Source organism: Streptomyces sp. NBC_01267 (assembly GCF_036241575.1).
Lineage (GTDB): Bacteria > Actinomycetota > Actinomycetes > Streptomycetales > Streptomycetaceae > Streptomyces.
The window spans coordinates 5,103,907-5,118,912 of the sequence record NZ_CP108455.1 but is presented as its reverse complement, the minus strand read 5'-3'; the positions used below and the strand labels follow the sequence as shown (position 1 = coordinate 5,118,912).

Here is a 15,006-nt window from a genome sequence, read left to right as displayed (position 1 = left end):
CCCGCACCGCCGTCCGGCGGTGCGGGGTGATCTTTTGCGTACGGCCGGGAACACCCGTCTCCGGGGCATTGCTGTCCGACAAGGAGGTACGACGATGACTGAGCAGTACCGGATCGAGCACGACTCCATGGGTGAGGTACGGGTCCCCGCCGCCGCCAAGTGGCGCGCCCAGACCCAGCGTGCGGTGGAGAACTTCCCCGTCTCGGGCCAGACCCTGGAGCGGGCGCACATCGAGGCGCTGGCCCGGATCAAGGCGGCAGCCGCCAAGGTCAACGCCGAGCTCGGGGTCGTCGACAAGGACCTCGCGCAGGCGGTCCAGGAGGCCGCCGCCGAGGTGGCGGACGGGCGGTGGGACGGCGAGTTCCCGGTGGACGTCTTCCAGACGGGCTCCGGCACCTCGTCGAACATGAACATGAACGAGGTCATCGCCACGCTCGCCACCGAGCGGCTGGGCCGTGACGTGCACCCCAACGACCACGTCAACGCCTCCCAGTCGTCCAACGACGTCTTCCCCTCGTCCATCCACATCGCGGCCACCGCGGCCGTCACCGGCGATCTGATCCCGGCACTGAACCATCTGGCGGCCTCGCTGGAGCGCAAGGCCGAGGAGTTCTCGGAGGTCGTGAAGTCCGGGCGTACGCACCTGATGGACGCCACCCCGGTGACCCTGGGCCAGGAGTTCGGCGGGTACGCGGCGCAGATCCGCTACGGCGTCGAACGGCTCCACGCCTCGCTGCCCCGCCTCGCCGAACTCCCCCTCGGCGGTACGGCGGTGGGCACCGGCATCAACACCCCGCCCGGCTTCTCGGCCGCGGTGATCGCCGAGGTGGCCCGCGCGACCGGGCTGCCGCTGACCGAGGCGCGCAACCACTTCGAGGCGCAGGGCGCCCGGGACGGGATCGTCGAGACGTCCGGCCAGCTGCGGACCATCGGGGCCGGCCTCACCAAGATCTCCAACGATCTGCGCTGGATGGCGTCGGGCCCGCGCACCGGCCTCGCCGAGATCTCCCTGCCCGACCTCCAGCCCGGTTCCTCGATCATGCCGGGCAAGGTCAACCCGGTGATCCCGGAGGCGGTGCTGATGGTGGCGGCGCAGGTCACCGGCAACGACGCGACGGTGGCGGCGGCCGGAGCCGCGGGCAACTTCGAACTGAACGTGATGCTGCCGGTGATCGCCAAGAACGTCCTGGAGTCGGTACGGCTCCTCGCCCGCGTCTCCCGGCTGCTCGCGGACCGTACGGTCGACGGGATCACCGCGGATGTGGAACGGGCGCGGGAGTACGCGGAGTCCTCGCCGTCGGTCGTCACGCCGCTGAACAAGTACCTCGGGTACGAGGAGGCCGCGAAGGTGGCGAAGCGGGCGGTGGCCGAACGGAAGACGATCCGCGAGGTGGTGGTGGAGGGCGGCTACGTGTCCCGGGGTGTCCTCACCAAGGCGGAACTGGACGCGGCGCTGGACGTGCTGGGGATGACACGGCCGTAGGGCTTCGCAGGGGCGGACAGGTCTAGGATCTCTCCATGACAGGTGCAGGAGGAACACGACACTGGACGCCCGGGGACCACATCCTCTGGCGCTACCGCGGCAACGCGTCCGACAGCCTGCACATCTGCCGCCCGGTGACGGTCGTTCAGGACACGGACGAGCTGCTCGCCGCCTGGGTCGCCCCGGGCACCGAGTGCATGAAGCCCGCACTCGCGGACGGAACTCCCGTACACCGGGAGCCGCTGGCCACCCGCTACACCAGACCGCGTACCGTCGTGCGCGACCGGTGGTGGGGCATGGGCGTGCTGAAGCTGGTGCGGCCCGGTGAACCCTGGTCGGTGTGGCTGTGGTGGGAGCGGGACTGGCGCTTCAAGAGCTGGTACGTGAACCTGGAGGAGCCGCACCTGCGGTGGGACGGCGGGATCGACTCCGAGGATCATTTCCTCGACATCTCCGTGCTGCCCGACCGCAGTTGGCAGTGGCTGGACGAGGACGAGTTCGCGCAGGCCCAGCAGGTGGGTCTGATGGATGCCGGGCAGGCCCGGCGGGTGCGGGCGGCGGGCAGTGCCGCGATCGAGCTGATCGAGGCCTGGGGGTCGCCGTTCGCCGACGGCTGGGAGGAGTGGCGCCCCGACCCACGGTGGACCGTGCCCGCACTCCCGGCGGACTGGGACCGCACGCCCGCGCGCATGCCGTCGTGAGACCCTTGATGCGCCCCCGGGGGCCAAACGTAGGATCGTCGTCCGCCGGGCCGCGCCCTACAACGATCCCGTACAGCAGATGAACTGACCGAATGTCACTACAGGGGGGTGCAGCCATGACAGCGGGTATACGAACCGTCGAAGCGGTTGCATCGCACACCTGCCTCGGACGGACGGAATCCCTCGCGTGACGGAGCACACCACCTCCCACGAAGGCCGACAGCCAGCAGCTGCCAGGCCGCTCGAACACACTCGCCCGCGGCAGCAGGCTGCCGACGTGGCGGCCGCGGGGGCCATCCCCGCGCCCCTGCCACCGCCGACGGCCTCGCCCGGCCGCAGCGAGGGCGACAGACTCCGTTTCGTAGGGGCCGCCACCCGGCGCATCGCCCGTGGCATAGACCTCGACGAGATCGTGCTCGGCCTGTGCAGAGCGACCGTGCCGACGTTCTCCGACGCGATACTCGTCTTCCTCCGTGACCCGCTGCCGGTGGGTGACGAGCGGCCGGCCGTGCCGTTCGTGCTGCGGCTGCGCCGTACCGACCGGCTGCGGTTAGTGGACGAGGAAGAGGCGGAGGAGCCGCTGGAGCCGCTCGCCGCCGAGCTGTGCGAAGTGCTGCCCGGGGGCGCACTCGCCGAAGTGCTCCGGGGCGTACGCCCGGTCTTCGGGGACTCCGCCGCGGCCCGCGCCGCGCTGCCCGAGCTGCTGGGCCCCGACCGGACCGTGCCGAACGGACACCGCACGATCCTCGCCCCGCTGCGGGGCAGGCGCCGGGTGATCGGCGCCGCGGTCTTCGTACGGCGTCCGGACCGGCCCCCCTTCGAGCCCAACGACCTGCTGGTCGCCGCCCAGTTGGCGACGCACACCGCGCTGGGCATCGACAAGGCGGTGCTGTACGGGCGCGAGGCGTACATCGCCGACGAGCTCCAGCGCACGATGCTGCCGGACTCGCTGCCGCAGCCGACCGGCGTGAAGCTGGCGTCCCGCTATCTGCCCGCGGCCGAGACCGCGCGGGTCGGCGGCGACTGGTACGACGCGATCCCGCTGCCGGGCAGCAGGGTCGCGCTGGTGGTGGGCGATGTGATGGGGCACTCCATGACATCGGCCGCGATCATGGGCCAGCTCAGGACGACGGCCCAGACGCTGGCGCAGCTGGATCTGCCGCCCGCCGAGGTGCTGCACCATCTGGACGAACAGGCGCAGCGGCTCGGTTCGGACCGGATGGCGACCTGCCTGTACGCCGTGTACGACCCGGTGGCGCACCGGATCACCATCGCCAACGCGGGCCACCCGCCGCCGGTGCTGCTGCACCTGGGCGGTCGCGCGGAGGTGCTGCGGGTCCCGCCCGGCGCCCCGATCGGGGTCGGCGGGGTGGACTTCGAGGCGGTCGAGCTGGACGCGCCCGCGGGCGCCACGCTGCTGCTCTACACGGACGGCCTCGTGGAGTCCCGGCTGCGTGACGTCTGGACCGGGATCGAGCAGTTGCGGGAGCGGCTGGCCGCCACCGCCGAGCTGACCGGCCCGGACCACTCGCCGCCGCTGGAGGCCCTCTGCGACGACGTCCTGGACATGCTGGGCCCCGGCGACCGTGACGACGACATCGCGCTGCTCGCGGCCCGCTTCGACGGGATCGCGCCGAGCGACGTCGCGTACTGGTCCCTCGACCCGGAGGAGCAGGCCCCGCGCCGGGCCAGGCGGCTGGTGCGCCAGGCGCTGGAGCGCTGGGGCCTGGAGGAGCTGTCCGACTCGGTGGAGCTGCTGGTCAGCGAGGTCGTGACCAATGCCGTGCGGTACGCCGAGCGGCCGGTGACCCTGCGGCTGCTGCGGACCGACGTGCTGCGCTGCGAGGTCGGCGACGACTCCCCGCAGCTGCCGCGCCAGCGCCGGGCCCGGGAGACGGACGAGGGCGGCCGGGGTCTCTTCCTGGTGAACCGGCTGGCCAGGCGGTGGGGGGCGACCCGGCTCTCCACCGGCAAGGTGGTGTGGTTCGAGATCGGTACGACGGCACGGTAGGGGCGCGCGGCTCCTCCTGACGAGTGACAGGACCCGGATACGGAACGGGCCCGTCCCCTGCTGGGGGCGGGCCCGTTCCGCTGCCCGCGCACTCACCCGGGGCCCGTTCACATGTTGCCGACCCGGCGTCGGAAGGGTTCACTGGGGCTCGCGGACGAAGCGCCCCCAACCCCCTCGAACGATGGGAAAACGCTCGTGAGCAAGGCACCCCAGAAGGCCACCTTCACCACCACGAACGCGGGAATTCCGGTGGAGAGCGACGAACACTCGCTCACCGTCAGCTCCGACGGGCCGATCCTGCTGCACGACGCGTACCTCATCGAGAAGATGGCTCAGTTCAACCGGGAGCGGGTCCCCGAGCGCGTGGTGCACGCGAAGGGTTCCGGTGCGTACGGGACCTTCGAAGTCACCAACGACGTCAGCCAGTTCACCAAGGCGGACCTCTTCCAGCCGGGCAGGCGCACCGAGATGCTGGCCCGCTTCTCGACGGTCGCCGGTGAGATGGGCTCCCCCGACACCTGGCGCGACCCCCGCGGTTTCGCCCTCAAGTTCTATACGGAGCACGGCAATTACGACATGGTCGGCAACAACACGCCGGTCTTCTTCGTACGTGACCCGATCAAGTTCCAGGACTTCATCCGCAGCCAGAAGCGCCGCCCCGACAGCGGGCTGCGCGACAACGACATGCAGTGGGACTTCTGGACGCTCTCGCCCGAGTCCGCGCACCAGGTCACCTGGCTGATGGGCGACCGGGGCATCCCCAAGACCTGGCGCAACATGAACGGCTACAGCTCGCACACCTACATGTGGGTGAACGGCGCGGGCGAGAAGTTCTGGGTCAAGTACCACTTCAAGACCGACCAGGGCATCGACTTCCTGACGCAGGCCGACGCCGACGCCATGGCCGGGGTCGACACGGACTACCACCGGCGGGACCTCTTCGAGTCGATCAAGTCGGGGAACGCCCCGTCGTGGTCGCTGAAGGTCCAGGTCATGCCGTTCGACGACGCCCCCGGCTACCGCTTCAACCCCTTCGACCTGACCAAGGTGTGGCCGCACGGCGACTACCCGCTGATCGATGTCGGGCGGATGACCCTGAACAAGAACCCCGAGGACCACTTCGTCCACATCGAGCAGGCGTCCTTCGAGCCCTCGAACATGGTCCCCGGCATCGGCCCGTCGCCGGACAAGATGCTGCTCGGCCGGATGTTCTCGTACCCGGACACGCACCGCTACCGGATCGGGCCGAACTACACGCAGCTGCCGCCCAACCGGCCGCGCTCGGCGGTCAATTCGTACGCGAAGGACGGGCCGATGCGGTACGAGCCGTCCGCCGCGTCCGCGCCGTACGCGCCCAACTCCTACGGCGGCCCCGCCGCGGACACCGCCCGCTACGGGGAGCCCGCCGGGTGGGAGTCCGCCGGCGAGATGGTCCGCGAGGCGTACACGCTGCGCCGGGACGACGACGACTGGGGCCAGCCGGGCACGATGGTGCGCCAGGTCCTCAACGACGACCAGCGCGCACGGCTCGTCGACAATGTCGTCGGCCATCTGGCCCAGGGCGTCTCCGCGCCGGTCCTCGACCGGGCGCTGCAGTACTGGCGCAACATCGACAAGACGACGGGCGACCGGATCGCGGCTAGGGCCAAGCCGAACGGCTGAGCTGCTGCCACGCATACGGGGAAGGGCCCCGCGGCACGAAGCCGCGGGGCCCTTCCCCGTACGTCAGCGGTCGCGCTGCTGACCGTTCTGCTGGTTCTGCTGCAACTGGTTGTTCAGCGAACTCCCGGGGTCCGGCGGCGGGGGCGGGGTCCCGGGGTCCGACGGCGGCGGGGTTCCCGGGTCCGACGGCGGCGGGGTCCCGGGGTCCGACGGCGGGGGCGGGGTCTTCGACACGGGCGGCGGCGACGCGGGCGGAGTGTCCTTCGCGGGCGGGGACGGCGTGTTCGACGGCGGCGGCGGCGGGGTGTAGTCCGGCTTGACCGCCGCACCCTGGTCGGTGTCCAGGTCGAACTTGCTCGGCTTCAGATCGAGGCCGAAGGTGAACGCGGCCCAGATCTGGGCCGGGAAGCCACCACCGTTGATACGGCCCGTCGGGCTGCCCGCCGCACCGCTGATGGTGACCTGGTCACCCTGGTGGACGGTCTTGCCGTTCACCGTGTGGGTCTTGGCGGCCTCACCGAACAGACCGACCGAGGTGACCAGGTTCGGGGTGTAGCCGGTGAACCAGGCGGACTTGTTCTCGTCCGAGGTACCGGTCTTGCCCGCGACCTGCTGGTCCTTGTTCTTGACCACCTTGCCGGTGCCCTGGTCGACCACGCCGGTCAGCACCGAGGTCACCGCGTCCGCCGTCTGACGGCTGATGACCTGGTCGCCGATGCCCTTCTGCATCTTGAGCGGTTCCCGGCCCGGGCGGGTCGCCGACTTCACGATCGTCGGCGTGACCTTCTTGCCGTGGTTGTCGAGGGTCGCGTACACCCCGGCCATCTCCATCGGGCTGGCGCCGTACGAACCCAGGGTCATGGCGGGGACCGCCTGCGCGGTCTTCATCCGGCTCATGCCGAGGTCGGCGCCGAGCGTCTTGATCTTGCCGAGGCCGACGTCGACACCCATCTGCGCGAACACCGAGTTGACCGAGTTGTTCATCGCGGTCTGGACGGTGATGGGGCCGTAGTTGTGGTCGTCCTCGTTGGGCGGGTCGAAGCCGACGTTGTTGCCGTTGCTGTCCACGACCTGGCGCTTGCTGTCACCGTTGTAGATGGTGTCGGCCGTGATCGGCTTGCCGTCCTGCGTCTTGGCGCCGGACTCCAGGGCCGCCGCGAGGATCAGCGGCTTGAAGGTCGAAGCGGGCTGGTAGTCGGTCCGCTTGGCGTTGCTGATCTCGTGCTTCAGGTAGTCCTGGCCGCCGTAGAGCGCTTCGATCGCGCCGGTATGCGGGTTGACCGAGACCGCGCCCGCCTCGATGTCCGCGTCGACCGGACGCGTCTTGGGCGTGAGCTTGTCGGTCAGCTGCTCCTTGAGCGTCTTCTCCAGGGCCGCCTGCTTCTTCGGGTCGATGTTGAGGGTGACCGTCCAGCCGCCGGCGTCGATCTCCGCCTCGGAGAGGCCCTGCGCCTCCAGCTCCTGGTTGGCCGCCTTCACCAGATACCCGGTCTCACCCTTCAGACCTTCCTCGGGCTTGGGCTTCTGCGGTATCTGGAACTTCTGCTCGCCGCGCTTGGCGCTGTCGAGCCAGTTCATCTTGACCATGTTGTCGAGCGTGTAGCCCCAGCGTTCCTGGACGAGCTTCTTGCCCTCGTCGGTCGCCACCGCCCAGTCGTACTGGCTCGGCGCCTGGAGCAGCGACGCCAGGTACGCGCCCTGGCTGACGTTCAGGTTCTTGGCGTCGATCCCGTAGTACGCCTGCGACGCGGCCTGGATGCCGAAGGCACCCCGGCCGTAGTAGCTGGTGTTGATGTACCCGGCGAGGATGTCCTCCTTGGTGAACTTCCTGTCGACCTTGAGCGAGACCACCAGCTCCTTGAGCTTGCGGGTCACGGTCTGGTCGGCGCTCAGGTAGTAGTTCTTCACGTACTGCTGGGTGATCGTCGAGCCACCCTGCTTCCTGCCCTGGAGGGTGTTGTAGAGCCCTCGGGCGGTGCCCCGGAAGTCGACGCCGTGGTCCTTGTAGAAGGACATGTTCTCGGCGGCGACGAAGGTGTGCTGGACGTCGAGGGGGACCTCCGAGAGGTCGACCTTCTCGCGGTTGACCTTGCCCGTGCGGGCGAGCACCTTGCCGTTGCTGAGCTTGTAGACGTTGCTCTGCAGCTCCGCGTCGGCATTGGCCGTCGGCATCGGCACGTACAGGTAGAGCGCGACGAAGCCGCCCATCACCAGCAGGCAGAGCACGAAGAAGCTGCCCAGGATTTTCTTCCAGGTGAAGAGCCGGCGTATGCCGCTCTTCGTGGATTTGGCCCGGCGCGCCCCGCGCTGCCGGGCTCGTCGATCGTCCGCACGGCCCATCGCTCTGTGACTCCGCCTTCTTCTCACCCAGGTCAGCTGTCGAAAGCTAACACCGCACCTGCGGACATAGGGCGCCCGATCCGGTCTTTTCCGTACGTGACAATCAGCACCCGTCTCATAGGGAACCGACGTGTATCTCCCTCGCAAGGTTGCCGCACCTCATCAATTCCTCACAAAAGTCGCCCGAATTGAGAGTCTTCGTCAGCATTTCCGGTCACTATGCACCCCCGGTATACACCGTGGGTATACGTAGTGCGTATAGTCCTCGGCATGCCATCCCAGCCTCCGTTGCTCAGCGCAACCGACCTCCACAAGGCCTACGGCCCGACCCCCGCCCTGGACGGTGCGGACTTCGCCATCGCGCCCGGCGAGATCGTCGCCGTCATGGGACCGTCCGGGTCCGGCAAGTCGACCCTGCTGCACTGCCTCGCCGGGATAGTGGAGCCCGATGCCGGGACCATCCGGTACGGGGACCTGACCCTCACGGGCATGAACGACATGGGCCGCAGCGAGCTCCGCCGCACGGACTTCGGGTTCGTCTTCCAGTTCGGTCAGCTCGTCCCCGAGCTGACCTGTGTGCAGAACGTCGCGCTGCCGCTCCGGCTGAACGGCGTCAAGCGCAAGGAGGCCGAGAGCCGGGCGCGGGAATGGCTGGAGCGGCTGGAAGTCACCGAGGTCGGGCACAAGCGGCCGGGTGAGGTCTCCGGCGGCCAGGGCCAGCGGGTCGCCATCGCGCGTTCGCTGGTGGCGGGACCGCGCGTGCTGTTCGCGGACGAGCCGACCGGCGCACTCGACTCCCTCAACGGCGAACGCGTCATGGAACTCTTCACCGAGGCGGCCCGCTCCACGAACGCGGCCGTCGTCCTGGTCACCCACGAGGCCCGGGTCGCCGCCTACTCCGACCGCGAGGTCGTCGTACGCGACGGCAAGTCCCGCGACCGCGCCGCGCAGTTCGCCTCATGAGCCGCCGCAGCGACCTCGCCATGGGGGTCCGGTTCGCCGTGGCCGGCGGCCGGGAGTCCTGGGTGCGCACCGTGCTCACCGCGGTCGGTGTGGCGCTCGGGGTGGCCCTGCTGCTCACCGCCTCGTCCGTGCCGAACGCGATGAACAGCCGCACCGAACGCTCACACGCGCGCACCGTCACCGAGCCCCCCTTCGGGCACTCGGTCCCGCGCAGCGACAGCACCGTGCTCTACGGCCACGCCGACAGCGTGTTCCGCAAGACCACCGTCGACGGCTATCTGCTCCGGGCCGAGGGCAAGCACCCGGTCGTCCCGCCGGGGATCTCCGCACTGCCCGCCGACGGCACGATGCTCGTCTCACCGGCGCTGAAGGACCTGCTGGGATCCGACGACGGCAAGCTGCTCCGCGAGCGCCTCCCGTACCGGATCGCCGGCACCATCGGGGACGCCGGGCTGAACGACCCGGCCGAGCTGTTCTACTACGCGGGCAGCTCCACCCTCACCCCGCACACCGGCGCCCACCGGCTCGCGCACTTCGGCGGCGGTCCGGACAGCGTCCCGCTGTCGCCGTTCCTGGTCGTGCTCTCCGTGCTCGGCTGTGTGGTCCTGCTCACGCCGGTGGCCGTCTTCATCGCGACCGCGGTCCGCTTCGGCAGCGACCGCCGGGACCAGCGCCTCGCCTCGCTGCGGCTGGTCGGCGCCGACACCCGTACGACCAGGCGGGTCGCGGCCGGTGAGGCGTTCGCCGGAGCGGTGCTCGGGGTGCTGCTCGGCTGGGTCTTCTTCCTGATCGGCCGGGAGCTGATCGGCGGCGTCCAGGTGTGGAACCTGTCCGTCTTCCCGTCCGATCTCGACCCGGTGCCGATGCTGGCCGCGCTGATCGTCGTGGCGGTACCGCTGTCGGCCATCGCCGTGACCCTCTTCGCGATGCGCGCCGTGACGGTCGAACCGCTGGGCATCGCACGGCAGACGACCACCCGCCGCCGCCGGTTCTGGTGGCGTCTGGTGATGCCCCTCGCCGGACTGGCCCTGCTGCTGAAGGCAAACCGGGTCACCAACAAGACCGAGTTCATCGATCCGTACCCCATCGCGGGCGGCGCGATCCTGATCCTCGCGGGGCTCACCGTCCTGCTGCCCTGGGTCGTCGAGGCGGTCGTCGGCCGGATGCGGGGCGGGCCCGTGCCGTTCCAGCTGGCCACCCGCAGGCTCCAGTTGAACAGCGGATCGGCGGCCCGCGCGGTCAGCGGCATCACGGTCGCCGTCGCCGGGGCGGTCGCGCTCCAGATGTACTTCGCCGGGCTGCACGACGACTTCAACAGGATCACCGGCCAGAACCCGGCCCGCGCCCAGATGCACATCAGCGCGTCGTACCCCAGCGCGGAGCGCGCCCAGCAGATGATCCACGCGTTCCAGCAGACCAAGGGCGTCAAGGCCGTCATCGGCGCCATCGAGGGCTACGCCGACAAGCCGGACGGCGACCCGAACGCCGCCGGGCCCTGGCCGACGACCTCCCTCACCATCGGCGACTGCGCGACCCTGCGCGAACTGGCCACCCTCCCCTCCTGCGAGGACGGCGACTCCTTCGTCGTCCACATCAAGGGGCACAAGGAGTCCAACGACTGGGTGGACAAGACCGTACGGCCGGGCGGCAAGCTCAACGTCGGCCGCGACGGCCACCCCAGGCTCTGGACGCTCCCGAAGTCCACGCCCACGGTCTTCGCCCGCGTCGACCCGATGGGCCAGACACGCGACGGCATCTTCCTCACCCCGTCCGCGATCGATCTGTCGATGCTGCCGGACGCGGACACCACCGCCCTGGTGAAGACCGACCGTTCGGTGCCGGACGCCGCGGATCACGTACGCAACACGGCGGCCGGGATCGACCCGCTCATGCGGGTGTGGGACATCTCTGCCGTCGAGCGCGACAAGCAGTACGCGAGCATCGAGAACGCGCTGCTCGCCGCCTCCGCCGCGACCATGGTGCTGATCGCCGCCTCGATGCTCGTCTCCCAGCTGGAGCAACTGCGCGCACGCAAGCGGCTGTTGTCCGTCCTGGTGGCCTTCGGCACCCGCCGTCCCACCCTCGGCTGGTCGGTGCTCTGGCAGACCGCGCTGCCCGTGGTGCTCGGCCTCGCGCTCGCCGTCGCCGGCGGTCTCGGGCTCGGCGCCGCACTGCTGCGGCTCATCGGCAAGTCCGTCACCGACTGGTGGGGCTTCGTCCCGCTGGCCGGTGCGGGAGCGGGAGTGATCCTGCTCGTCACCCTGCTCAGCCTCCCTCCGCTGTGGCGCATGATGCGCCCCGACGGCCTCCGTACCGAATAGGAAGGGCCACGCACATGTCCATCGGCCACACACTGCTCGGCATCCTCGAGTCGGGGCCGCGCCATGGCTACGACCTCAAGCGCGCCTTCGACGAGAAGTTCGGTCATGACAGACCGCTGCACTACGGGCAGGTCTACTCGACCATGTCCCGGCTGCTCAAGAACGGCCTCGTCGAGGTCGACGGGGTGGAAGCCGGCGGCGGCCCCGAGCGCAAGCGGTACGCGATCACCGACGCCGGGATCAGCGACGTCGACCAGTGGCTCGCGTCGCCCGAGAAGCCCGAGCCGTACCTCCAGTCCACGCTGTACACCAAGGTCGTCCTGGCGCTGCTCACCGGACGCAGCGCCGCCGACCTGCTGGACACCCAACGGGCCGAACACCTGCGGCTGATGCGCATCCTCACCGACCGCAAGCGCCGCGGCGACCTCGCCGACCAGCTGATCTGCGACCACGCCCTGTTCCATCTCGAAGCCGACCTGCGCTGGCTGGAACTGACCGCCGCCCGGCTCGACCAGCTCGCCACGGAGGTGTCCGCATGACTCCCGCCGGCTCCCTTCTCCACGCCGACGGCCTGCACAAGGTGTACGGGCCGACCCCCGCGCTCGACGGCGCCTCGTTCTCCATCCACGCCGGTGAAGTCGTCGCCGTCATGGGCCCGTCGGGCTCCGGCAAGTCGACGCTGCTGCACTGTCTGGCCGGCATCGTCCGCCCCGACTCGGGCACCATCACCTACAACGGGCGCGAGCTGTCCGCGATGTCGGACTCCGAGCGCAGCTCCCTGCGCCGCAGCGAGTTCGGCTTCGTCTTCCAGTTCGGGCAGCTCGTCCCCGAGCTGACCTGCACGGAGAACGTCGCGCTGCCGCTCCGGCTGAACGGTCTCAAGCGCAAGGAGGCCGAGCGTCGCGCGCTGGAGTGGATGGACCGCCTCGAAGTCGCCGACCTCGGGCACAAGCGGCCCGGCGAGGTCTCCGGCGGTCAGGGACAGCGGGTCGCCGTGGCCCGTTCGCTGGTGACCGGGCCGCGCGTGCTGTTCGCGGACGAGCCGACCGGCGCGCTCGACTCCCTCAACGGCGAACGCGTCATGGAACTCTTCACCCAGGCCGCCCGCTCGGCCAACGCGGCCGTCGTGCTCGTCACGCACGAGCCGCGGGTGGCCGCCTACTCCGATCGCGAGGTCGTCGTACGCGACGGCAGATCCCGGGACCTGGAGCACGCGGTATGAGCTGGACGCAAGACCTCACGATGGGCATGAAGTTCGCTGTCGGCGGGGGCCGTGAGGGCTGGACCCGTACGCTGCTGACAGCGGTCGGCGTGGGCCTGGGCGTGGCCCTGCTGCTGGTCACCACCGCCATCCCCGGGGCGCTCGCGGCCCGGGACGCGCGGAAGGACAACCGCAACGACTTCGGCGCCGCCATGGTCGACAAGCGCGGCAACGACACGCTGCTGCTCGGTATGTCGGACACCACGTACCGGGGCAAGGACGTCCGCGGCCGGCTGATGAAGCCCGAGGGCCCGCAGGCGCCGGTGCCCGCGGGTATCCCGGCGGCCCCGAAGGCCGGTGAGATGCTGGCGTCCCCGGCGCTCAAGGCGCTGCTCGGCTCGTCCGACGGCAAGCTGCTGCGCGAGCGGATCCCGTACCGGATCGCCGGCACCATCGGCGACGCCGGGCTGACCGGGCCGCACGAACTCGCCTACTACGCGGGCAGCGACCGTCTCGATCTGTCGGACGGCGGCACCGTACGGCGCATCAACGCGTTCTCCGACGTACCGCCCCAGCCCGCGATGGACCCGGTCCTGAGCCTGCTCGTCGTCATCATCTTCGTCGTCCTGCTGATGCCGGTGGGTGTGTTCATCGCCGCCGCCGTCCGTTTCGGCAGCGACAGCCGCGACCGCCGACTGGCCGCTCTGCGGCTGATCGGTACGGATTCCCGGATGACCCGCCGTATCGCCGCGGGCGAATCCTTCGCGGGCTCTCTGTTCGGGCTGTTCCTCGGCGCCGTGTTCTTCCTGGTGGCCCGCAGCTTCGCCGGTGACATCGACGTCGCCGGGATCAACCTCTTCCCCGCCGACCTGAACCCGGGCATCGGCCTGGCCGTGCTGGTCGCCGCCTCGGTGCCCGCCTCGGCCGTCGGCGTCACCCTGCTCACCCTGCGCGGCGTGGTGATCGAACCGCTCGGTGTCGTCCGTACGTCGGTGCCGCGCCGCCGCCGCGTCTGGTGGCGCGTCCTGCTGCCGGTCGCCGGACTCGCCCTGCTCCTCCCGATGACGGGCACGGGCCGCACCCACGGCAATTTCAACAACGCCCAGGTCATCTCCGGGACGGTGCTGCTGCTGATCGGCGTGACGGCGCTGCTGCCCTGGCTGGTCGAAGCTGTCGTCAACCGCCTCAGCGGCGGCCCGACTTCCTGGCAACTTGCCATCCGAAGGCTCCAGTTGACGAGTGGAAACGCGGCCCGCCTGGTCAACGGCATCGCCGTCGCGGTGGCCGGAGCCATCGCCCTCCAGATGCTGTTCGCCGGGGTCGACAGCGACTACAGCAAGGAGACGGGCGCCGACCTCACCCGCGCCCAACTGGTCGTCACCAACGACGACTCGGGCACCAGGATCACCGACGCGCTGCGCAGGACGCCCGGCGTCACCAAGGCGCTGCCGGTCAGCCGGGCCTCCGTCTCGGCCACGAAGTCCGCGGGCGACATCAGCGAGGTGCTCTCCGGGGACTGCACCGCGCTGCGCGAGATCGCCACCCTCCCCAGTTGCAGGGACGGCGACACGTTCGTCACCACCGGCGGCTGGGACGCGAACCTCCCGAAGATCGCCAAGCCGGGCAGGCACCTCTTCCTCAGCTCGTCCTTCGGCGGACAGGCCAGGCATCAGGTCCCCTGGACGCTGCCCGCCGGGACCCGCTCGGTGAGCCTGCGGACCGACCCGGCCGGCAGCTCCGGCGGTGGTGGCGTGCTGATCACCCCCGGCGCGCTGCCGCCGGCCAAGGACCTCTCCATGCTGCGCACGGTCTACGTCACCGTCGACCCGGCGGCGACGGACGCCACCGAGCTGGTCCGTAACACCGTGGCCAGGTACAACCCGATGATCGAGACCGTCGCCCTGCACGAGGCCCGCGAGGACAGCCGCTTCACGGGCGTCCGCAAGGGCCTGTACATGGGCGCCGCCGCCGTGCTCCTGCTGATCGGCGCGAGCCTGCTCGTCTCGGTCCTGGAGCAGCTCCGCGACCGCCGGCGGCTGCTGGCGGCCCTCGCGGCCTTCGGTACCCGCCGCTCCACCATGAGCTGGTCGGTGCTGTGGCAGACCGCCGTTCCGGTCGCGCTCGGACTGGTACTGGCCGCGGCCGTGGGGCTGGGCCTGGGAACGGTCCTGCTCCGGATGGTCGGCCACACCGTCACCGTCGACTGGTCCGCGGTCACGGCCCTGACGGGCATCGGCGCGGGTGTCGTCGTCCTGGTGACGGCGATCAGCATGCCGCCGCTGTGGCGGCTGATGCGGCCCGAGGGGCTGCGTACGGAGTAGCGG

At 70.3% G+C, this 15,006-nt stretch carries 10 protein-coding genes; 9 read left to right on the top strand and 1 reads right to left on the bottom strand.

The window, feature by feature from the left end; genetic code table 11:
* The first annotated feature begins 94 nt into the window (after window positions 1-94).
* The 4 genes from OG709_RS23540 to OG709_RS23525 all read left to right on the top strand — a co-directional run bounded on the left by OG709_RS23540 (window position 95) and on the right by OG709_RS23525 (window position 5,857).
* Window positions 95-1,483 carry a class II fumarate hydratase gene (locus tag OG709_RS23540; RefSeq protein ID WP_329167648.1) on the top strand — a complete coding sequence of 463 codons (1,389 nt, stop codon included), beginning with the start codon at window positions 95-97 and terminating at the stop codon, window positions 1,481-1,483.
* A gap of 35 nt (window positions 1,484-1,518) precedes the next feature.
* A complete protein-coding gene (fomD, locus tag OG709_RS23535; protein WP_250298161.1) occupies window positions 1,519-2,184 on the top strand; it encodes a cytidylyl-2-hydroxypropylphosphonate hydrolase in 666 nt (221 codons plus the stop codon).
* Window positions 2,185-2,371: 187 nt separating this feature from the next.
* Window positions 2,372-4,195 carry an ATP-binding SpoIIE family protein phosphatase gene (locus OG709_RS23530; RefSeq protein ID WP_266641042.1) on the top strand — a complete coding sequence of 608 codons (1,824 nt, stop codon included), beginning with the start codon at window positions 2,372-2,374 and terminating at the stop codon, window positions 4,193-4,195.
* 195 nt (window positions 4,196-4,390) lie between these two features.
* A complete protein-coding gene (locus OG709_RS23525) occupies window positions 4,391-5,857 on the top strand; it encodes a catalase (protein WP_266641043.1) in 1,467 nt (488 codons plus the stop codon).
* A 63-nt stretch (window positions 5,858-5,920) separates the two neighbouring features.
* On the opposite strand, the gene OG709_RS23520 is transcribed toward OG709_RS23525, so the two are convergent.
* Window positions 5,921-8,197, bottom strand: coding sequence for a transglycosylase domain-containing protein (locus OG709_RS23520; RefSeq protein WP_266641044.1), 2,277 nt, complete (start codon window positions 8,195-8,197; stop codon window positions 5,921-5,923).
* Window positions 8,198-8,467: 270 nt separating this feature from the next.
* Here OG709_RS23520 and OG709_RS23515 point away from each other — a divergent pair, with 270 nt between their 5' ends.
* From OG709_RS23515 to OG709_RS23495, 5 genes are read left to right on the top strand one after another with little or no spacing between them, the layout of a single operon-like run.
* A complete protein-coding gene (locus OG709_RS23515; RefSeq protein ID WP_266641045.1) occupies window positions 8,468-9,160 on the top strand; it encodes an ABC transporter ATP-binding protein in 693 nt (230 codons plus the stop codon).
* A complete protein-coding gene (locus OG709_RS23510; RefSeq protein ID WP_329167647.1) occupies window positions 9,157-11,481 on the top strand; it encodes an ABC transporter permease in 2,325 nt (774 codons plus the stop codon). Before OG709_RS23515 ends, OG709_RS23510 begins: the two co-directional genes overlap by 4 nt.
* A 14-nt stretch (window positions 11,482-11,495) precedes the next feature.
* Entirely contained in the window at window positions 11,496-12,020 is a 525-nt protein-coding gene (locus OG709_RS23505; protein WP_250298170.1) for a PadR family transcriptional regulator, read from the top strand.
* On the top strand, window positions 12,017-12,703 hold the full coding sequence (locus OG709_RS23500; protein WP_250298172.1) for an ABC transporter ATP-binding protein: 687 nt from the start codon (window positions 12,017-12,019) through the stop codon (window positions 12,701-12,703). Before OG709_RS23505 ends, OG709_RS23500 begins: the two co-directional genes overlap by 4 nt.
* Window positions 12,700-15,003, top strand: a complete 2,304-nt coding sequence (locus OG709_RS23495; RefSeq protein ID WP_266641047.1) for an FtsX-like permease family protein — start codon at window positions 12,700-12,702, stop codon at window positions 15,001-15,003. Before OG709_RS23500 ends, OG709_RS23495 begins: the two co-directional genes overlap by 4 nt.
* Window positions 15,004-15,006: the final 3 nt, after the last annotated feature.

Bases quoted from the DNA above. Each gene is read 5' to 3' on its own strand.
- OG709_RS23540 (WP_329167648.1), top strand. From the start codon at position 95: ATGACTGAGCAGTACCGGATCGAGCACGACTCCATGGGTGAGGTACGG.
- fomD (WP_250298161.1), top strand. From the start codon at position 1,519: ATGACAGGTGCAGGAGGAACACGACACTGGACGCCCGGGGACCACATC.
- OG709_RS23520 (WP_266641044.1), bottom strand. From the start codon at position 8,197: ATGGGCCGTGCGGACGATCGACGAGCCCGGCAGCGCGGGGCGCGCCGG.
- OG709_RS23515 (WP_266641045.1), top strand. From the start codon at position 8,468: ATGCCATCCCAGCCTCCGTTGCTCAGCGCAACCGACCTCCACAAGGCC.
- OG709_RS23510 (WP_329167647.1), top strand. From the start codon at position 9,157: ATGAGCCGCCGCAGCGACCTCGCCATGGGGGTCCGGTTCGCCGTGGCC.
- OG709_RS23505 (WP_250298170.1), top strand. From the start codon at position 11,496: ATGTCCATCGGCCACACACTGCTCGGCATCCTCGAGTCGGGGCCGCGC.
- OG709_RS23500 (WP_250298172.1), top strand. From the start codon at position 12,017: ATGACTCCCGCCGGCTCCCTTCTCCACGCCGACGGCCTGCACAAGGTG.
- OG709_RS23495 (WP_266641047.1), top strand. From the start codon at position 12,700: ATGAGCTGGACGCAAGACCTCACGATGGGCATGAAGTTCGCTGTCGGC.